This is a genomic window from Streptomyces sp. NBC_01549 (assembly GCF_026339955.1).
Classification (GTDB): Bacteria; Actinomycetota; Actinomycetes; order Streptomycetales; family Streptomycetaceae; genus Streptomyces.
Window position 1 is genome coordinate 7,508,690 of record NZ_JAPEPW010000001.1, and the last position, 18,933, is coordinate 7,527,622.

14 protein-coding genes and 3 pseudogenes are annotated in these 18,933 nt (G+C 68.7%); 4 read left to right on the forward strand and 13 right to left on the reverse strand.

Going from position 1 to position 18,933, the window contains the following annotated elements:
- Window positions 1-149 precede the first annotated feature (149 nt).
- Both OG819_RS33665 and OG819_RS33670 read right to left on the reverse strand, forming a co-directional pair.
- Window positions 150-1,078 (reverse strand): annotated as a pseudogene (locus tag OG819_RS33665) (SDR family NAD(P)-dependent oxidoreductase).
- A gap of 90 nt (window positions 1,079-1,168) precedes the next feature.
- Window positions 1,169-2,056, reverse strand: a complete 888-nt coding sequence (locus OG819_RS33670) for an SDR family NAD(P)-dependent oxidoreductase (RefSeq protein WP_266638534.1) — start codon at window positions 2,054-2,056, stop codon at window positions 1,169-1,171.
- 88 nt (window positions 2,057-2,144) lie between these two features.
- Between OG819_RS33670 and OG819_RS33675 the strand changes: the two genes are divergently transcribed.
- Window positions 2,145-3,098 carry a LysR family transcriptional regulator gene (locus OG819_RS33675; protein WP_266652387.1) on the forward strand — a complete coding sequence of 318 codons (954 nt, stop codon included), beginning with the start codon at window positions 2,145-2,147 and terminating at the stop codon, window positions 3,096-3,098.
- Here OG819_RS33675 and OG819_RS33680 read toward each other — a convergent pair.
- The 6 genes and pseudogenes from OG819_RS33680 to OG819_RS33710 form a co-directional block, all read right to left on the reverse strand.
- Window positions 3,078-4,609: pseudogene (locus OG819_RS33680) on the reverse strand (molybdopterin dinucleotide binding domain-containing protein). The gene OG819_RS33675 and the pseudogene OG819_RS33680 overlap by 21 nt on opposite strands.
- Window positions 4,610-4,656: 47 nt before the next feature.
- Window positions 4,657-5,283 carry a DUF1345 domain-containing protein gene (locus tag OG819_RS33685; RefSeq protein ID WP_266638773.1) on the reverse strand — a complete coding sequence of 209 codons (627 nt, stop codon included), beginning with the start codon at window positions 5,281-5,283 and terminating at the stop codon, window positions 4,657-4,659.
- A 270-nt stretch (window positions 5,284-5,553) separates the two neighbouring features.
- Window positions 5,554-6,783, reverse strand: a complete 1,230-nt coding sequence (locus tag OG819_RS33690; protein WP_266652389.1) for a glycosyltransferase — start codon at window positions 6,781-6,783, stop codon at window positions 5,554-5,556.
- 270 nt (window positions 6,784-7,053) lie between these two features.
- A pseudogene (locus OG819_RS33695) lies at window positions 7,054-8,342 on the reverse strand (IS701 family transposase).
- Window positions 8,343-8,561: 219 nt separating this feature from the next.
- Window positions 8,562-8,867, reverse strand: a complete 306-nt coding sequence (locus OG819_RS33705) for a hypothetical protein (RefSeq protein WP_266652395.1) — start codon at window positions 8,865-8,867, stop codon at window positions 8,562-8,564.
- A 104-nt stretch (window positions 8,868-8,971) separates the two neighbouring features.
- A complete protein-coding gene (locus tag OG819_RS33710) occupies window positions 8,972-10,309 on the reverse strand; it encodes an IS110 family transposase (RefSeq protein ID WP_266647905.1) in 1,338 nt (445 codons plus the stop codon).
- A gap of 386 nt (window positions 10,310-10,695) precedes the next feature.
- Between OG819_RS33710 and OG819_RS33715 the strand changes: the two genes are divergently transcribed.
- Window positions 10,696-11,067: a thioesterase family protein gene (locus OG819_RS33715; protein ID WP_266638530.1), complete on the forward strand. Its 372-nt coding sequence runs from the start codon at window positions 10,696-10,698 to the stop codon at window positions 11,065-11,067.
- Between the two features lie 91 nt (window positions 11,068-11,158).
- Here OG819_RS33715 and OG819_RS33720 read toward each other — a convergent pair whose 3' ends face one another.
- From OG819_RS33720 to OG819_RS33735, 4 genes are all read right to left on the reverse strand, one after another.
- Complete coding sequence (locus OG819_RS33720; RefSeq protein ID WP_266652397.1) at window positions 11,159-11,542, reverse strand: NUDIX domain-containing protein; 384 nt, start codon at window positions 11,540-11,542, stop codon at window positions 11,159-11,161.
- A 140-nt stretch (window positions 11,543-11,682) separates the two neighbouring features.
- Window positions 11,683-12,480, reverse strand: a complete 798-nt coding sequence (locus OG819_RS33725; RefSeq protein ID WP_266638772.1) for a family 1 encapsulin nanocompartment shell protein — start codon at window positions 12,478-12,480, stop codon at window positions 11,683-11,685.
- 22 nt (window positions 12,481-12,502) lie between these two features.
- Window positions 12,503-13,486, reverse strand: coding sequence for a Dyp-type peroxidase (locus OG819_RS33730; RefSeq protein ID WP_266638528.1), 984 nt, complete (start codon window positions 13,484-13,486; stop codon window positions 12,503-12,505).
- Window positions 13,487-13,676: 190 nt separating this feature from the next.
- On the reverse strand, window positions 13,677-13,952 hold the full coding sequence (locus OG819_RS33735; protein WP_323138080.1) for a hypothetical protein: 276 nt from the start codon (window positions 13,950-13,952) through the stop codon (window positions 13,677-13,679).
- 166 nt (window positions 13,953-14,118) lie between these two features.
- Between OG819_RS33735 and OG819_RS33740 the strand changes: the two genes are divergently transcribed.
- Both OG819_RS33740 and OG819_RS33745 read left to right on the forward strand, forming a co-directional pair.
- Window positions 14,119-15,240: a hypothetical protein gene (locus OG819_RS33740; protein WP_266652399.1), complete on the forward strand. Its 1,122-nt coding sequence runs from the start codon at window positions 14,119-14,121 to the stop codon at window positions 15,238-15,240.
- A gap of 122 nt (window positions 15,241-15,362) precedes the next feature.
- Window positions 15,363-16,643 carry a hypothetical protein gene (locus OG819_RS33745; protein ID WP_266638526.1) on the forward strand — a complete coding sequence of 427 codons (1,281 nt, stop codon included), beginning with the start codon at window positions 15,363-15,365 and terminating at the stop codon, window positions 16,641-16,643.
- 868 nt (window positions 16,644-17,511) lie between these two features.
- Here OG819_RS33745 and OG819_RS33750 read toward each other — a convergent pair.
- Entirely contained in the window at window positions 17,512-18,765 is a 1,254-nt protein-coding gene (locus tag OG819_RS33750) for an MFS transporter (protein ID WP_266652401.1), read from the reverse strand.
- Between the last annotated feature and the right edge of the window lie 168 nt (window positions 18,766-18,933).

Consider the following 18,933-nt stretch of genomic DNA (forward strand, 5'->3'; position numbering starts at 1 on the left):
GGAATGATCCGACGCCACCTGCCCCAGAGCGATGTGCTCGCTGAGCATTCGGGTGAGGACGCCGGTGTGTCCGACCTCGAGGTGCCACGAAGGAGGCGAGCGTCGCCCCAGCGCGGCGGGCCGCGTGCGGTGCCGCCCGCCGGGAGGGTTCAATGGGAGTTGGCCAGCAACTGCTCCGCCAGCGTCCAGAGCCGTCGTGCGTTGTCCGGGTCGACGGCGTAGCGTGCGACACCCTGCAGCGTGCCGGAGCGACGTTCGATGACCTCGGTTTCGTCGCAGTCGACGAAGTAGCGGCCGCCGACGCCTTCGAGGAGCGGGGACGTGGCGAGAAGCACCGAGGTGGCGGCGCCCTGCTCGACGGTCTTGATGAAGTGGGCCGGAACCCTCCCGCTGCCGCGGCCGCCGGTGTGGCGCTGGAGGTTGGTGTAAATGGCGCCCGGCGTCAGCGCGTTGGCGGTGATGCCGTCGCCGCCCCAGCGCCGGGTCGCCTCCAGCGCGAAGAGGACACCCGCGGTCTTGGACTGACCGTAGGCGAGCCATGGATCGTAGGGACGGAAAGCGAAGTTGACGTCGTCGAACACCACCGGGGACTGCTGATGACCCGTGGAGCTGACCACGACGATGCAGGCGGCGCCGTCGGCGGCCAACGCGTCGTGCAGGCCAGTGGCGAGAGCGAAGTGGCCGAGGTGGTTGGTGGCGAACTGCCGCTCCCAGCCCTGTTCGGTGTACTCCTCGGGACAGGCCATGACACCCGCGTTGTTCACCAGCACGTGCAGGGGCCCTCCCAGGCGGCGGTGAAAGCGGCGACGGACGCGGGATCCGCCAGGTTCAGATGTGCGACACGCACCTCCTGGTTGCCGGTCGAACCGGTGATGTCCTTGGCGACACGTTCACCCGCCGCCATGTCCTGGACGGCGAGGGTGACTTCCGCACCGGTACCGGCCAGGGCGCGGGCCGTTGCCGCCCCGAGGCCGGACGAGGCTCCGGTCACCACCACGCGGCGGCCGGTGAGGTCGATTCCCTGCGCGAGCTCGGTGGCCGTGCTGGAGAAACCGAACGGGGTCGTGATGATGCTCAAGGGTGAACTCCTTGCCGTGTGCTGAAGTTGCCATGCGCTGAAGTCGCCGTGCGCACGAGTCGCTGTGCCGGTGCGCGCGGCCTTCTGTGGTCAAGGCCTGACCAGTTGGTCCTGCTCCGTCGGCGGAGTCCCGCCGCGCCAGGGCAGGGCCTTGCCGAAGCGGATCAGCTCGCCGTAGAGGGCGGGATCGACTTGCTCGGCGAAGACCAGGTCGAGCACCGCACGGGCGGCCTCGGAAGGGGACTGGGCCTGGCTGAAGTCGCTGAACCAGGGCCGGGAGGTGGCCGTGTCGACCATGCCGGGGCACACGGAGGCGATCAGGATGTTGTCGGCGAGGTCGTGCTCGCGGCGCTCGGCCGCGACCGCGCGGACAGCGGCGACCTGGGCCACCTTCGAGGGCACGTTCAGCCAGCGTGGCCAGCCCGACTCCTCGGCGGTCTTGTTGTGGATGACGCTGCGCCAGGATTCGACGGCGTACTCGACCTGGTCGAGGCTCGCGCCGTCGAACAGGTGGTGCAGCCGTGGATCGAGGTGGCCGAGAGTGCCCAGGCTGCTGGCCACGACGATCAGCCGACCGCCCGGGCGCAGGACGGGGCCGTACGAGCGCAGGACAGCGTGGGTGGCGGTGTTCGAGACATCGATGACTTCGTCGGCGCGTTCGGCCTGGGACTCGTCGGGCAGTATCCGGGCGACGGCGTTGGAGATCACGACGTCGACCCCGCTGTGCCGTGTCCGGAGCTCGTCGGCGAGCTTGGCGATGGCGTCGGTGTCGGTGACGTCCAGGACCCGGCCCTGGACGTGGCTGCGTGTGCCGGGCAGTTGCGCCACTTCGCGGGCGGCGTCCGAGACGCGCCGGTGGTGGCGGCCGGTGAGCAGCACAAGGTCGTCCGGGCCCATGCGGGCCGCCAGCCCTTCGGCGAGTGCGCGTCCGAGTCCCTGGTTCGCGCCCGTGACGAGGGCGATTCGTGAACTGTCCATGCATGCCACGCTAGAAACGCCGATGCCATGAGTCCAACGAGATTTAGGCACAGCTAGTATGCGTAATCATCATGGATTTGGAATCGCCATGGACTTCACGGATGTGTCGCTGACCGCGCTGCGCGTCTTCCGCGCCGTGGCCGAACAGGGGACTTTCACCGCGGCCGCGTCGTCGCTGGGCTATACCCAGTCCGCGGTGTCCCGGCAGATCGCCGCGATCGAACGCGTGGCAGGGGCAGAGCTGCTGGAGCGGCGGCGCGACGGAGTACGGCTGACCGCGGCCGGCCTCGTCGTCATGCGCCGCGCGACGACCGTGCTCGACGAGATCGACGCGACCGCGCGCGAACTGTCCGGCCTGCCGAGGCAAACCGGTACGGTCCGGCTGGGGTGGTTCCCCAGTGCCGGGGCCGTACTGCTGCCCCAGGCCCTGGTCGCGCTGCGCCGTACGGACCCCGGCCTTCACATCGTCAGCCGAGAAGGCAGCACCCCGGCGCTCGTGCGCGCCGTGCGGGCCGGCAGCCTGGATCTCGCCCTCCTGGCGTCGGCGCCACCGTTTCGCCCGCCGGACGCCGAGTCGCCCCCACTGGTGCTGAACACGCTCACCGAACGCGCGCTGTGTCTGGCGGTGCCCGCCGCCCACCCGCTCGCCCGCGGCGCCTTCGTCGACGTGGCCGACTTGCGTGGTCAGCGCTGGATCGCGGGCTCCTCCTCCGGCGAGGACCGGCTGATGGGGGTGTGGCCAGGTCTGGACGAACGGCCCGAGATCGCGCACACCGCCCGTGACTGGCTGGCCAAGCTTCACCTCGTCGCCGCCGGGTGCGGGCTGACCACCGTGCCGCCCGCACTCGCCTCCGCCGCGCCGCCAGGTGTACGCATCCTGCCCGTGCGTGGTGGGCCCCAGGAGCAGCGGCGCCTGTTCCTGGCCCGTCTTCCCCACCCGCCGACCGATGCGGTCACCCGCGTGGCAGCCGCCCTCCGTGCCGCGGCCCTCGACGGCGACGCGCCGGGCTCAGACGGGTCCTCAGGCGCTGCTCGTACCTGAGTCACTCGGGGCGACACGGACTTTGACGTTCTTCATCAGTGGCTGAGCGCTTTGTGTGCTGTAGTCGGCCGCGCCGATGAGGGCGTTCATTTCGGGCATGTACCCCGCCGCGCAGCCGCGGGGCATGTCGTAGCTCAACGCCCGGTACCCGGTGAGGGAGCGCTTGCTGCCGTCCTTGGAGGTGGCCGTGATGTCGACCAGGCTGCCGGGAGTGATGCCGCGGGAGCGCATGTCGGCGCGGTTCATGAGGACGAGGGTGCGCAGGTTCTTGATGCCCCGATAGCGGTCGTCGTCGGAGTAGATGGTCGTGTTCCACTGGTCGTGGGAGCGCATCGTCTGCAGAACCAGCATGTCGTCCTGGGGCACGACGTCCGGCAGCGCGGCGGCGGAGAACTCGGCCCGGCCGGACGGGGTGAGGAAGACGAGTTCGCGGGCCGGTTGCTTGATCCGGAACCCCAATGGCAGTCGGACGCGGCGGTTGAAGTCCTCGAAGCCGTCCAGGGCTTGGGCCATGGTGTCCCGGATGCGGGCCTCCGCCGGACGGGCGGTTGCCGCGTCGCCGCAAAGGGGATACAGGGACGTCAGCTGTGGCAGAAGGGAAGGAAGGCGGCGGTATCTGAGGGTCAGGAGCCGGGCCTGCGCATGCAGATACCGGGCTGTCGTGGCATCGGGCGTCTGCCGGCGTGCCGAGGTGATCAGGAGTGACCAGGCCAGATCGGCGAGAAGGACACAGGTCGTGCTCCGCTCGCCGCGTTGCCGGCCGGTTGTCAGGGGACTCAGGCCGAGCGATTGGTACGCCTGGAGGACAGCGGCGGTTGCCCGGTGCCGTGTGTGCCGCGTTCCATCGGCTCCTCCGCCCGGTTCAAGCAGGCCGGCGAGTTCTCTCAGGGCCACCGCCACCGCGAGGCGCTGCGGACGGTCCGGGTGTACGGCCCAACCCACCAGAGCCAGTCCCCAGGCCGTGACAGCCCCCGTTGCGGCGAGCCCTGTCTGGGCGAGCACGTCGCCGAGACTGACGGCTGGGCCGTTGGCCGCCACGGCGAACGAGAAGAGCATCAGCACGGCACCGAGGCCACTGAGCCGCGTCGCATCGCAGAGGAACTTCGCCAGGCCGGCCGTCACTGCCATCGCGGCGATCACCACGACAGTGCCGAAACCTCCCGCTCGTGGATCGGTCAGCGCGGCGAGCGCCGCACCGCAGACGACGCACATCGTCATGGCCACCGCGGCCGCGGCGAGGACGCGGGCGCTACGGCGGTAGGGCAGGTTGCGCCCGAATGTGGTGGTGAAGGCGCCCAGCATGGGATAGACGGCGAGCGCGGTACGTCCGGAGAACACCAACGCCGATGCGGGCAGTGCCATGGCCAGCGCCGCGCGAAGAGGAGCGCTCCGTCCACCTGGTGCAGGGTGAGCGCGCCAGGAGGCGAGAGCACGCGCGTCAACCGTGCGGCGGAAGATCCCCGGCCGGCGGCGGCTGAGGCGGGAGAATTGGTGCGGTGACGGTGGGGCATCGTTGTCCGTCAGGTGGAAGTGCGGTATCCCAGCGGACTTCTTGAGATCAGTGCACGAGGATTCCTGCGAAAAGGTTGATGGCGGTGGCCAGAATACTGGTGCCGAAGACGTACGACAGCAGTGTGTGCCGTAGCACGATCGAGCGGATCGTCGCACTTGAGACGTCGGTGTCGGAGACCTGGTAGGTCATACCGAGGTTATAGCTGAAGTAGAAGAAGTCCCTGTACGCCGGCGGCTGGTCGGAGTTGAAATCGATTCCGCCCGCGGAAGGCAGGTAGTAGAGGTACGCGTAGCGGGTGGCGTACATCAGATGCAGTGCCGCCCAGGCCATGAACACGCCGAGCAGCGCCATCGCGGCGTGGCCGCTGTCGGAGTTGCCGAGCAGGAATACCACGATGCCGACCAGGCCGCACAGAGCGACCGTGACGACGACGATTTCCTCGGCGATGGGGCGCAGATCCTCGCGTCGGGCGTTACGGCGGGTCGCGACGGCGTCCATTGGCCACAGCACCATCCAGCCGACCACGACGAAGAATGTCTGGGTCGCGGCGATACCCGAGAGAATGGCCAGCGGTGTGTCGCTCGATAAGCCGACGGCCACGCCGACCGCCGCTCCGACGGCGACTGCGGCGGCGAGCCGTGGGACTGCGGAAAGCGACAAACGGATGCTCACGCTCACAAGCCACAACGGTAGTGGGTCGTAGCTGTTCGGCACGGCAAGAGCGGGGTCAGGGGCTTATGGCATCAGGCCGGGTGCGAGTGCTCGGCCTGGGATCGTGGATGACGTGACTTGTGAATGACGGCTTGTGGATGACGAAGGCGGCGGGGGACCGTGGTTCTCCGCCCGTTCGGTGCTTTCGATGGTGCGCCGGACGCGGTCACCCTCCGGAAGACTGTCGCCGAGTTCGGGAAGCCGGTACCTGGCTCGACATGTCCGCGTGGTTCACGCGGACGCGGGCGGCCCTTCCCCGCTGACCGCGTCGAGCAGCAGCTTCGCGGCCACGGTCGCACCGTCGGCGCGCACCGTGGCGGCCACGGCGGTCGCTCGTGCGAGGGTCTCGGGGGTCAGGGCCGTCCTGAGCGCGGCCGACAGGGACTCGGTGGTTGGAGCGGGGCCGTCGTGTGCCGCGCCGATGCCCAGGTCGGCCACCCGGCCGGCCCAGTACGGCTGGTCCACCATCTGGGGTACGACCACCTGGGGCGCGCCGGCCCGGGCGGCCGTCGTCGTGGTGCCCGCGCCGCCGTGGTGCACTACGGCGGCCACCCAGCCGAACAGTGCCTGCTGATTGACCTCGCCGACAGCGAAGCAGTCGTCCCGGTCGTCGATCAGGGCCAGGTCGGCCCAGCCGTGGGAGACGACCGAGCGGCGGCCCTGCGCGCGGATGGCCTCGATGGCCGCCCGGGCGACGTCCTTCGGAGCGCGCATGCTGCCGAAGCCCACATAGACCGGCGGTGCGCCGGCGTCCAGGAACGCCATCAGCTCGGCGGGGAGCGGGCGTTCGTCGGGCAGGATCCACGCGCCGGTCTGCACGACGTAGAGGTCCGCCGATTCCTGCCACGGCCCCAGGACCGGGTCCGCCGCCAGCCACGGGCGGTCGGTGAAGACGTGGTCGCGGACGTCGGCCACCGGTGGCAGGCCGATCGACGCCCGGTTCTCGTTGAGTGCCGTGCCGAACAGTTCCTGAATGCCCTGGGCATCCAGGTCCCACAGCGCCCTGTTGTCGGCCAACTCCGGCGGTAACGGCCAGCCCGGACGCTGCGAAGGCGGGTGGTGCGGCGACGGCAGGGCGACCGGCTGGTAGCTCGCGTACACGTAGCGGATACCCAGCTTCTCGGCCACCGACCGCGCGGCGACCTGCATCAAGCCAGCCGCCACCAGCGCGTCACATCCCTCCGCCGCCGCGGCGACCGTGTCGAACTGCGCGGCGACCAACTCGACGCGACGCCAGGACAGATCCGCCGCCGGCGGCGGCGTCGCCCCGTGTATGAACGGGCGCACCGGCTCGCCGATCGGCACCAGCGGCACGCCGACCCCGGCCAGCAGCTCCGCGAACTCCTTGTCCGGCGGGGCACACACCCGCACCTCCGCGCCGCGTGCGCGCAACCGCACTGCGAGTCCCGCCAGCGGTTCGACGTCCCCGCGCGACCCATACGTCGTCAACAACACACGCATCCGGACTTCCGTTTCCGTAAGTTGTGGCCTCGGCCGACGATTCTGCGGCACGACCCGGGCCTTGCCGCAAGCCCCAGATCTCCCACGATGGACTGGTCCCGCGCGTGAGCGGACGGGGATCTCGGTGTGCCTGGTAGCGCCTAAAACCGAGCTGCTCCTGGTATTCGTTCCATGCCTTCGCGAGAACCTCGGGATTTCCTACTTGCCGAATCGAATCGTCGAAGCGCGCTGAGACACGGCAGCTGTAGTTCGTGACTCGTGAGGTTCCTGTCATGCGATGGCCACTGCTGTGACGTTGTTCCAGCGGCGGTGGCAGGCCGTCGCGCGATGCTGGTGTCGGCGACGCCAGTTCGACCAGCGCAGGGCGTGTGCCGGATCGGTGTCCTGGCGGGGCCTTGGCAGGGCGAAGACCCGCAATAGCGCGAGGAGTTCGCGCGGGCTGACGGGCACCATGGCCAACTCGTCGTCGGAGTTGGCGGGGTGGGCGCGTTGCCGCTCGTGGAGGGCGCCGACGGCCAGAAGTGCGTAGGCGATCATTGACATGAGGCTCCAGCGGTGCCAGGACGTCCAGCAGGTGACCTGGCCGGTGTCGAGGTGGGCCAGGCCCTTGGCTCCCTGGAAGTCCTCCTCGACCCGCCACCTGCGGCAGACCGCGCTGACCAGCACCGATATCGGCTGCGGGTCGGGGTGCCAGGTCCGGTAGAAGGAAAGGGTGCCGGTGCGGCGGTGGCGTCGGACCAGGACCTGGCTGTGCCCGGCGGCCTGTCCGGGCGGCGCATCGTCGGGGTTCACGTCGATCATCGCCCAGTCGTAGAGCCGCTCGGCCTTGGTGCCATGGCCGGTCCTCAGCCGCATCCAGGCCCGCTTCGGCACCCGCTCCAGCAGCGCGGTGACCTTCTTCTTCCCGGCGCCCGGGGTGGTGACCCGGTGGCTGGTGGGTACCGCGATCGCGTAGCCGTAGCCCAGCGCACGGATCCGCGCACGCAACTCCCGTCCACCGTAGACCTCGTCGGCGGCCACCCACGCGGTGTGCACCCCCGAGGCGTGGGCGTCCTCCAGCATGTCGCCGGCCAGTTGCGGCTTGGTGGCGAACACCCTCTCGTCGGGCACCCCGACCAGCTCACGGCGCTCGTCGTCCGCCGCCCATGCCTCGCCCAGGTACAGCCGACGGTCGACCAGCGCGTGCCCCTCGGCACTCACGTAGGAGAGGTGTACCGCGACCTGGCACAGCCCGATCCCGCCCAGCGCCCCGGAGTACTGCCGGGCCGCGCCGACCGCGTCGAGGGACGACTTCTCATCGCCCGTCTCGTCCACCACCAACATCACCTCCTCTCGCCGAGTTGCTCCACCGTCCAGGCCGCGACCGACCGGCGGACTGCCTCGGTGTCGAAGCGGGCCCTCGACAAGAAGTGCTGCAGGACATGCGGACCGCTGTGGCCGATCGCCTCGGCCAACGACCAGCAGTTCGCCGATTCCTTGACCATCAGCAGCCCAGAGACCATGTTCCGGCAGGTCAGCCGGGTCTCCCGGCGCGGGAAGCAGCTCGCGAACCGGCCCATCAACCCCTCGAACAACCCGTCCCACCCGGCGTGTACTACCGTGGCCTGCGCGGCCACCGCTTCTTGATTCTTCGTCACACAAGATCACGATGCCGGTGGCCGTACCCCTGCCGCAGGCACCCCACCCACCACGCTGGCCAGCGGCGATGCCTCACGCCTCACGAACTACAGCTGCCGTGTGAGAGCGAGCTGTTCGTAAGGGGGCCGGCTCCGGCACGTTCACGGAGTGAGTATGCGGTCTCTGACCTGGCGGTTGTGACGGCGGCGCAGCACCTCGAAGGGGAGTAGCGTGGCCCCGCAACAAGTGGCCAGTCCCACCCAGATAGGCAGCGTGAAAACGAGCACGAATGAGCTGACGATCCAGCCCGTGGTGAACGCCACGTCGGCCCATAGAGGGAAATTCGCGAGCCGGGTGGAGAGCAGCGGGAGCGGTCGTCCTGGGCTGCGCGACGAGACGTAGCGCACATAGGTGATGCTGGAGAAAGCACCGACGATGACGGCGGCCGCGATGGTGATGATCCGCATGAGAATCTCCTGACCGGAAAACTCAACGGTCAGATGGGGATGGCGAGATAGCCCCTCGATGGTGACGGTCGGGGGCTGGTGTGGGGCGGTGGGGTCGTGGGATGTCAGGCGGCTGCCGGGGTGAGGGTGACGTCGTGGCCGAGGGCCTTGAGCTGGCGGACGAGGTCGCGGCTCTTGCGGGCCGGGTCGAGGTTGCGGGTGTGGAAGTCGGGGCCGAGGTCTCGGTAGCGGGCGGTCGGGTCGTTCATGAGGTGCCAGACGGCGACCAGGATGGAGCGGGCGACGGCGACCAGGGCTTTCATGTGGCCGCGGCGTTTGACGATGCGGCGGTAGCGGGCGCCGAGGAAGGTGTCGGTGCGGGCGGCGGAGATTGCTGCTTCGCCGAGGGCGCCGCGGAGCCAGGGGTTGCCTTTGCCGGTGGGGCCGGAGGTGTTCTTGTTTCCGGACTGGAGGGTGCGTGGGGAGAGTTTCGCCCAGGACACGAGATGGCCGGCGGTGGGGAAGACCGTCATGTCCAGGCCGGTCTCGGCGAGGATGACCTGCGCGGTGCTGGGGCCGACGCCGGGGATCTCGTCGAGGCGTTCGGTGTCGGTGATCGGTATGAGGGTGCCCTGTCCGGGGCCTTCGTCGTCCTCGGTGGTGGACAGCTCGGCCAGACGCAGGGTGATCCGGGCGGTGAGCTTGTCGATCTGCACGGTGAGGTAGTCGACGGTGTCCAGCAGCATCCGGCACATGAAGGCGTGGTGTTCTTCGAACCGGCCGGTCAGGGCCTCGGCCAGGGTGCTGTGGCTGGCCTTGATGGTGCCGTGGGCCAGGTCCGCCAACGCCTTGGGGCTGCGTTCGCCCGCGATCAGTGCCTCCAGCATGGCCCGGCCGGAGACGCCGAAGATGTCGGCGATCACGGTGGACAGCTTGATCTGGGCGTCCTCGAGGAGTTTCTCGGTGCGCTGCTTGTGGCGGGTGCGCTCGTGGGTCATGACGGCCCGGGCCCGGGTCAGATCGCGCAGTTCACGGACCGGCTTCGGGGGTACGAACGAGGGCCGGAGCATGCCGCGTTCGGTGAGCTTGGCCAGCCAGACCGCGTCCAGGCGGTCGGTTTTGGGCCGGCCCGGGACGTTCTTGACGTCACGGGCGTTGACCAGCCAGCACTCCAGACCACGCGATTCCAGCAGAAAGAAGTACGGCTTCCAGTAGGTCGACGTCGCCTCCATCACCACCCGGGTGACGCCCTGGCAGACCAGGTGGTCGGCCAGGTCCAGGATCGCGCCGCTGGTCGCGACGGTGTTGAAGACCCGCTGCACGCGCTTGCCGGGCTTGTCCTCGTGCGGCACCCGCACACAGACCATGCCCGACGCCTTGGCGATATCGATCGCCGCGACACGGGCCACGAGCTCCTCGGCCTGCTCGATCTCCTCGACGCCACCGTCGTCGGTGTCCGCCATGCACAACTCCCTGGTATCGATCCGTACGGGCCGACGCCTGCCCAGGGGGCCGCGGGGGGAGCGAAAATCTGACCGGCGTGCTCGATGGCAACAGTGCGTGGCCCCTCTGCGGCCCCGGCACCAGACTGACCTACGGGCTCAACGTCCCAACGAGCTACCGGCGTCGGCGGGCAGGCGCCGCAGCCATGTTTTCACGCCGGCAAGGCGCACCCGAAGGGAACAGGGGGACTGACCTGAGAAATTCTGTATCCAGAAAAGTTCACCGGAGGGCTTCGCGGCATGTCACGCAACAGCGTGACTTGTAAACAGCAACCGATCTTGATAAAGCCACCGGGTGGCGGTTCCCGTAAGCGCGAGTAGTCGCACTGGGGGGTTAGCGTAGCGATATGCGTCATGAAGTGACCGATGCCGATACCGCCGTGACGGTGGGCAGCGGTGACGTGCCTGTGCTGTCCACTCCGAGGCTCATCGCGTGGATGGAGGCGGCAACCGTGCAGGCCGCCGCGCCGTTCACCAGAAGGGGTCAGACCTCTGTCGGGACCGCGGTGCGCATCGAGCACTTCCGTGCCACGCCGGTGGGCGGTCGGGTGGAGGTCATCGCCGAACCGCCTGCCGCCGCGGCAGGCGGACGGCTCACTTTCCTCCTGCGAGTACTCGACAGCTCCGGAGAGCTTGTGGCGGCGGGAGAGATCGACCGGGTGATCGTCGATCGGCGGCGATTCCTCGCGCGGGCACTCGGCCGCGATACGCACCGCTGATCGGCCCTCGATACGGAGCGGTGATCGATACGGATCGCTGTCCGTCGAGGCGTGCCCACGCCGGACAGAGACGCCATGACGCCCGCACCCACTACACGGGTGTATGGCCCTTGAGGTAGTCGCGCACGGCTTCGGGTAGCCCCGCGTCGATGGCTTCGGCGAACGGAGCCCAGCGGATCCGCTCCGGGGTGAGTCGCGCCTCCGCCGAGGGGGACTGGCTCAACAGTTGGCACACCACAGCAGGCCGTACGGCGTCATCTCGAGTCGCTCCCCGCGGCCGTAGAACCGATGAGCCGTCAACCAGATACCCGGTGAGCTCGTAGACGAGGCGCGCCGCGCCGGCCTCCGCCGATTCGGCGGGCTGCGGAGCGCCTGACGGCAGCCCCCAACCGTCCAGCGCGGCCACCATCAGGAGACGTCCGTCGTACACGACGACCGCGTCCACCACGCCCCGGTCAGCCTGCTCCAGTGTCATGGCCCAACCGCCCCTCTCCCTTTCGCGCGACCGGCCGACCGGCCTCGTCCGAGCCCCCGTTTCCTACCCTGGCCGCATCGGTTCACGCGGTGCCGCCGCACGGGTGAGTGCCGGCCGCGCGCTGCTCGGCTGCCGTTCTGTCATGAGCGGAGCGCCACCACGGCCTCGTCGGTGTACACGAGGAAGGTCAGGCTCTGGCGGAAGTACAACTTGATCTCGTTCGCGTCATGCGCGGTGTAGCCGATCGCGAGGTCCTCACCGAGCCGCAGTTCGAAGTCCCCACCGCGTGTGGACAGCAGAAAACCGCCGTTGATCGCGGGCGTCCAGATCGGCGGGGCGTCCAGCATCCGACTGAGGTGTTCCGTGATCGGATAGCCGTGATCGGACGTCTCGCTCACCAAGGTGTACGCGTCGGCGCCCAGCAGCAGCGAATACGGGCCGGCGACTCCGGCCAGACGCAGGGTCGTCAGCGCGCGGCTGACAGCATCCGGGTAGTCACGTGTTTCCGCCGGCAGGCCGTGCACCGGATGGGAGGTACGGCTGCGCAGCCCGTCGATGCCCGCTGCCTCGTACCCCTCGAAGACGGCCCGGTCCTCGGTGAAGGCCATGGTGCGTGCCGCGTCCTTGACCGGTTGCCAGTCGGAGTCGTTCGAGCCGCGCTCGACGTCGTCCACCGCGTCGCGACCGACCTTGAAGGGGACGCGCAGTTCGACCAAGGGCTGGGCTTGGCGCAGGAGCGCGGTGACGCCCGGTCCGGGCGCTTCGATGCGGGCGAGATGGCCGGTGCCGACTGAGGCCAGCGCGGGACCATCGGGTCCGGTGACGTCCACGACACGGCGGCCCCCCACGTTGCGCTGGAACGTGCGGCGGGCTTCCTCCTCGATCTGTGCCCATGCCTGGGGCGTGATCGGCGCGAGTTCGCGGTGCAGGTTGCTCATACCGTTGGGCGTGGACACGTGATCAGGCTCCTTTGAGACTGCCGATCCCCAGGGAGCCCTCGGTCGTCGGCGCGCCGGTGGGCGCGGCGGGTGGGTCGTCGAGGAAATCGGCGCTGGGTACGTAGAACAGACAGCCGGTGACCGCGGTGGAAAAGTCGAGGATGCGATCGTGGGTATGGGGGTGGTCACCGAGGAACATGTTCCTCAGCATCTGTTCGGTGACCTCCGGAGTGCGCGCATAGCCGATGAAATAGGTGCCGAACTCCCTTTGCCCGATGCTGCCGAACGGCATGTTGTCGCGGACGATCTTCCGTTCGTTTCCCTCCGCGTCGGTGATGGTGTTCAGCGCGACATGAGAGTCCGGTGGCTTGATGTCGTCCGGCATTTCGATGTTCGCCAGTTTCGTGCGGCCGATGACTTTCTCCTGTTCCTGCGTGGGCAGCGTGTTCCAGGCGGCGAGGGCGTGCAGGTACTTCTGGACGATCACATAGCTGCCGCCCGCGAAATCGCGGTCCTCGTCACCGATGAACACCGCGTCGGCCGCGACGTCACCCTCGGGGTTCTCTGTGCCGTCGACGAAGCCGAGGAGGTCACGCTCGTCGAAGTACTTGAAACCGTGCACCTCGTCCACCACGGCGACCGCTCCGTAGAGGCGTTCGCCGATCAACTGGGCCAGTTCGAAACAGAGATCCATGTGGTGCGCTCGCACATGGAAGAGCAGGTCACCGGGGGTGGACGGGGCTCGGTGCCGGGAGCCCGCCAACGCCACGAAGGGATGCAGATCGCGCGGGCGGGGTCCCTCGAAGAGCCGGTCCCATGCGGCGGAGCCGATGCCGACGACGCAACTCAGCTTCGCATCCGGAGCTCGGAAACCGACCGATCGCCGCAACCCGGCCACATCCTGCAGAAGGTCGCGAACAGCGGGCTCGCCGCCAGGTGCCATGGTGCACACGAGGAACAGGGCGGCTTTGGCGGGCGGGGCGATCACGAACTGCGACTCAACCACGGAGCCTGCCTCCTACTTGTCGTGGCTATGGCGCTACGCTCAGCAGGATAGGTGAGGAAACAAAATAAATACTAGGATTGGATCAGCCCATCCGCTACTGGGCCGCGCCCCGTCGGCCGGGCGATACGCGAGGCCTTCTGTCGGCCGACTTTCGCAAAGGCGCCAATCTCGCCTCTGCTTCAAGAATTGACTACATCTCGCGGCCGTCGGGTTCAAGTCGGCAGTGAGGTTTTCTCAACGGCCAACGGACCAGTCCGCGGTAACCGGAGAGCCACGGCACCCTCCACTCGCTCACCCACTCCCGGCGGCTGTTGGCCGCGGAGAAGCCGACGGCGAGGAGTTCGTTGGCGAGGGTCACGCTCGGGAGCGGGTGCTGGGTGCCCTGGATCTCGATGGAGGCGGCCGACAGGCTACGCGGGACGGCTCTGGCATCCGGGGGGCGGACCGGGCGTGGGTTTTCGGCCATCTACGGGACGCCCGGGATGAGGGTCTCCTCGCGGACGTCTGATGTTGCGCCCGAGTTGTACTCAATTCTGCGGATTGACCCTGTGCATGATGGTGCGCTTGCCTCGAAGAGAGCCCTCGGCGCGGGGCCGGGGGAGATGCGTCAACGGGGAAACGCAGGGGGAATCGTGTTCAGAACCATGCGTGGGGTGGCCGTCGCGGTGCTCACGGGGGCGATGGTCGCGTTGTCGGCCACGTCTGCCACCTCGGCGCCGAAGCCGGAGACCGAGCGGGTCACACTGTCGGCGACGGGGGAGCAGGGCAACGAGGACTCGTACGGACCGCGATTCAGTGCCGCCGGCCGCTTCGCGGTCTTCGCGGCGTACGCGTCCAACCTGGTGCCCGGCGACACCAACGGCTTCCTTGACGTGTTCGTGCGCGATCTGCGCAAGGGGACCGTCGAGCGGGTCAGCGTCAGTTCGGACGGCGCGCAGGCCGACAGCGAGTCGTCCGCGCAGGCCATCAGTGCCGACGGGCGGTGCATCCTGTTCCGCTCCAACGCCAGGAACCTGGTCCGCTGGGACAACCCGCCCACGAACACCGCGGCCGACGACATCTACCTGCACGACCGGCGAACCGGCACCACGGAGCGGATCAGCGTCGCCCTCGACGGAGGTTCCGCCTTCGCGGCCGGCGCCACCTTGTCGGCGGACGCCCGCTACATCGCCTTCAACGCCAAGGCCGACCGGATGGAGACCGACCCCGGCGACCTCTTCGGAGCCGTGTACGTCCTCGACCGCCACACCGGCGTCGTGGAGCGGATCACCAACCGGGACCGCCCGGACAACCCCGCGCTCCTGCAGGGTCTGAGCGCCGACGGCCGCTACGTGGCGTACACGCAGCTCGTGCCGCGCAGCTCATACGGTCGCACGTGGGTGCACGACCGCCGCACCGGCACGGAGGAACAGGTCAACGTCAAGCCGGACGGCACCCCGGTACAGCGGTACGCGATGCCCGCCTCGTTCTGCGCGGACGGCCGGACCATCGCATTCGACTACTGGGGAGATGAGGAACCGGTGTCAGGTGAAACCCCCAGTACCGCCTCCACCGTCTACGTCCGCGACCTGCGCACCGGCACCACCCGTCTGGTCAGCAAGTCCGTCTCCGGTGGGCCCGTCTTGGACGTCCCCGTGGCAGTCACCTCGATGAGCGCAGGAGCCCGGCGCATCGGCCTCGGCAGCGAATCGGCGCAGCTCGTCCCCGACGACACCAACGGTCACTACGACGGCTTCGTGCGTCGCCTCCACTGAACTGCCCCGTCATGTATGGGGCTTGGAGGGACCAGCAAGGAAAGGAACTGACTCGCACGGATCAAAAGAGGTATTCGCACGGACCGACATGGCACTTGGACGGAACAACAGGAGGACCTTCCATGCATTTCGCACGCCGCACCACACTGAGCGCCGCCGTGGCAGCCGCTCTCGCCGGCACCGCGTTACCGGCCGCCGCACAGCACTCCTCACCTGGCCCCACCCGGGCCTCCGTCGCCACCGACGGGCGGCAGGCCGACGGCGCCTCCGTCGCACCCGCGCTCAGTGCGAACGGCCGCTACATCGCCTTCGTCTCGTCCGCCGCCAACCTGGTCCGGGGGGACACGAACGGAGTCGCCGACGTCTTCGTGCACGACCTGCGCACCGGCCGCACCCAGCGTGTCGCCGAGGGCCCGGCGACGGGCGTGGCGCTCAGTGGCGACGGCCGTGACGTCGTCCTGGCCACCACGGCCGCGCTCACAAAGGACGACGACAACGGCCTCGACGACATCTACCTCTACGACCGCCGCACTCACCGGACCGAGCGCATCAGCCACGGTCACCCGGACGCCCCGCCCCGCAGCCGGCTGAACTATTCGCCCGCCATCAGCGCGAACGGCAGGGTCGTCGCGTACACCACCGCGACCCCGGACGCCGCGCCCGGCGACACCAACGGCAGGGACGACGTGATCGTCCATGATCGGCGCACGGGGAAGAACCAACTGGTCCAGTACCGTACCGACGGGGCTCTCGGCGACGGCGACTCCCTCTCGGCGTCGCTCAGCGCCGACGGCCGCCAGGTCGCCTTCGAGACGGCGGACCAGCTGGACCCGAACCACGACTGGACGCACGCCAGGAACGTCTATGTCCGCGACCGGCTGAAGGGCACGACGGAGCAGATCAGCCGGCCCACGCGCTTCGTCTACAAGGAGAGCTCGTTCGGCTCGTCGATCAGCGCGAACGGCCGGATGTTCGCCTTTTCGTCCAACGTCGCCTCCTTGGTGCCCGGCGACAACAACAAGGCCACCGATGTGTTCGCCTTCGACCGGAAGAACCAGACGACCGTGCGAGTCAGCACCGCGGCCGACGGCACCCAGGCCAACGGGGTGAGCTCCGCCGCGAGCCTGAGCGGGGACGGCCGCCGCGTCGCTTTCGTCTCGGCGGCCACCAACCTCGTCCCTGGCGACACCAATGGCCTCGCCGACGTTTTCGTCAAGGACCTGAGGACCGGCGCGGTCGAGCGGGTGAGCGTGGCGGCCGACGGCACCGAGGCGGACCGGCCCGCGGTGGGCTCCACGTCGCTGAGCGACCACCGGATCGCCTTCTCCTCAGCGGCCACCAACCTCGTCCGCGGCGACACCAATGACACCACCGACGTCTTCACGGTATCCCGTACGAGCTGATGGGCCGACAGTCCATCAGCCGCCGGCTGCCGCAGGGGCTCACCTGGCATGGCCCGTGATGGGTGGCCGAGCGTTCAGTCGACGCCGTGGGGACACCGTGCTGCCTACCGCCACGTCCAGCGACTCCCTCTGCGTCTCACCCCCGTCCGGCCGCCACCGCCGACTCAGACCGACGAGCGGTCGTCCGGAGGCTCGCCCAGACGCACGGCCGGACGTCGGTGCCGGAGCAGATGCAAGACATGCGCGCGGACGACGACGGGCCAGTCCATTGCTGCGACCAACTCACTGAAGGGCAAGGGCTGTTCGGCAGCGGTCGGCGGCAGCGGCTCCTGCACTTCGAGTAGATCCCCCAGTGCGGCCGGTGCTGGGTCGGCAGGGCATCCAGCCCCACGACACATGCGGGCGCAACCCTGCCACCACCGCGCGGCGCCGGCCGCATGCCACGGCTGCCTCCGCCGCTGCGGCGAATCTGAGCGGGTCTTCCTGCCCGATCAACCGGCGCGGGCGGACGCCGAACCGCCATCGGCTGCCGTCCGGCCGGACCAATCTCTTGTTCCCTTGCGACGGCGCGAGTTGGGGGTGCGAGGCGACTGCTGGGACGGTCAGACGCAAGCCGTGGGAGATCGAAGTCGTGGACCTGCTGAACATGTCCACAGGAGAATGGTCGCTCCCGCGGTGCGAGTGGCACCGGGCCCACGTCCCAGGTCCACGCGCTGTGGACGACGGCTGCCAGCGCCCTGTCGTCGCCCGCCACGGCCGTCCGTACGAAAACGTCATCTCGGGCCAGGGCCCCACCTGGATCTTGGAGCATCGAATGATCGTGGCAAGCTCCAGGGCGCCTCGGCAACTCCCCATGGAACTCAATCCGTCAGGAGTCCTGAGCAGCCGCGAAAGGCTCGAGTTCATCGGCGGCGCGGGCCTCCCGCGTGCGGGACACCGTGAGTACGAGTGCCTGAATGACCGCTCCAGACAGGCCCACCCACAAAGCGAACCGATAGCTGACCTGGTCGGCGAGCAATCCGCCCACCGGCGCCCCGACCGCCACCATCCCCCAATTGAAGGAGCGGATGGTGGCGTTCATCCGTCCGCGCAGTCGGTCGGGCGTCACTGACTGGCGATAGCTCAACTCGACCGGGCTTTCGATCGAGATCGCCAAGGACACCAGGAAGAAGGCCAGCGATACCGAGAACAGCCCCCACGTCCCACGCTCAGCCAGGACCAGCGGCAGCCAGCCGACGGCGGCGAGGACGCGGAACGCGATCAAGGTGGCACCGACGTCCAGCTTCCGCGACACCCGCTCAGAGAGTGCACCACCGAGCACCGCACCGAGCCCCGCGCAGGCGTAGGTCACTCCCAGACCGAAGTCCCCGATCTTCAGCTCACGCAGCGCGTAGACCACGAAGACCGTACTCACGATGGTGTTGAAGAGGAGCATCGCGTGCGAGGTCAGAGCGATGGACGAAAGCGTGCGATGACGGTAGACCCAGGCCACCCCTTCACGCAGCTCCCTGCCCAGGCTGCGCCGCGCGCCTCGATCGGGAACGGGATCGTGGGCTTGTACCGAGGTGAGCAGCAGGCCTGACAGCAGATAGGTGACGGCGTCCACGAGCACGGCGAGCGGCGCGCCGACGAACTTGATCAGCACTCCGGCGATCAGCGGCCCGGTCGATCCGGCCACCGCGTCGGCCTGACCCATCCGGGCATACCCCGCGTTGAGAAGTTCTTTGGGTACCAGCCGCGGCACATAGGACTGATTGGCCGCGTCGAAGAACAGACAGAGCACCCCGAAGGCGAAGACGCATACGCACAGTGCGGCGATGCTCAACCGGTCCAGCGCATACAACAGGGGAATCACGCCGAGCAGGGCGGCCCTGCCCAGATCCATGGCCACCATCATCGGCTTGCGCCGGCAACGATCCACCAGCACCCCGGCCACGAGGCCGAAGAGCAGGTAGGGAGCCCAGCGAGCCGCGTTCACCAGGCCCACCTGCGTGGCAGATGCACTCAACGTGACGGCGGTAAGGATCTGTAGGGCGAGCCCTGTTACCTGTGAACCGAAGGCCGAGACCGCGGAGGCGGTCCAAAAGCGTATGTACCCAGGAACATCGACCAGACGCGGCATGATCGGACCGTACCAGCGGAGCACTTCCGCACCGCAGCTGTCGAGCAGTAAGGGCCGACATCCCGCTCAAGAACGGCTGCGAGCCAACCCGCCGAACGGCGATCAAGCCCGCGCTCAGCGTCCCTCGGCGCCTGCCTGGTCACTCGCGTACTGTGCCGAGCGGACCTG

Coding starts and splice junctions, on each gene's coding strand:
- OG819_RS33675 (WP_266652387.1), top strand. CDS start 2,145: ATGGACTTCACGGATGTGTCGCTGACCGCGCTGCGCGTCTTCCGCGCC.
- OG819_RS33705 (WP_266652395.1), bottom strand. CDS start 8,867: ATGCGGATCATCACCATCGCGGCCGCCGTCATCGTCGGTGCTTTCTCC.
- OG819_RS33725 (WP_266638772.1), bottom strand. CDS start 12,480: ATGAGCAACCTGCACCGCGAACTCGCGCCGATCACGCCCCAGGCATGG.
- OG819_RS33670 (WP_266638534.1), bottom strand. CDS start 2,056: ATGGACAGTTCACGAATCGCCCTCGTCACGGGCGCGAACCAGGGACTC.
- OG819_RS33745 (WP_266638526.1), top strand. CDS start 15,363: ATGCATTTCGCACGCCGCACCACACTGAGCGCCGCCGTGGCAGCCGCT.
- OG819_RS33710 (WP_266647905.1), bottom strand. CDS start 10,309: ATGGCGGACACCGACGACGGTGGCGTCGAGGAGATCGAGCAGGCCGAG.
- OG819_RS33735 (WP_323138080.1), bottom strand. CDS start 13,952: ATGGCCGAAAACCCACGCCCGGTCCGCCCCCCGGATGCCAGAGCCGTC.
- OG819_RS33715 (WP_266638530.1), top strand. CDS start 10,696: ATGCGTCATGAAGTGACCGATGCCGATACCGCCGTGACGGTGGGCAGC.
- OG819_RS33690 (WP_266652389.1), bottom strand. CDS start 6,783: ATGCGTGTGTTGTTGACGACGTATGGGTCGCGCGGGGACGTCGAACCG.
- OG819_RS33750 (WP_266652401.1), bottom strand. CDS start 18,765: ATGCCGCGTCTGGTCGATGTTCCTGGGTACATACGCTTTTGGACCGCC.
- OG819_RS33720 (WP_266652397.1), bottom strand. CDS start 11,542: ATGACACTGGAGCAGGCTGACCGGGGCGTGGTGGACGCGGTCGTCGTG.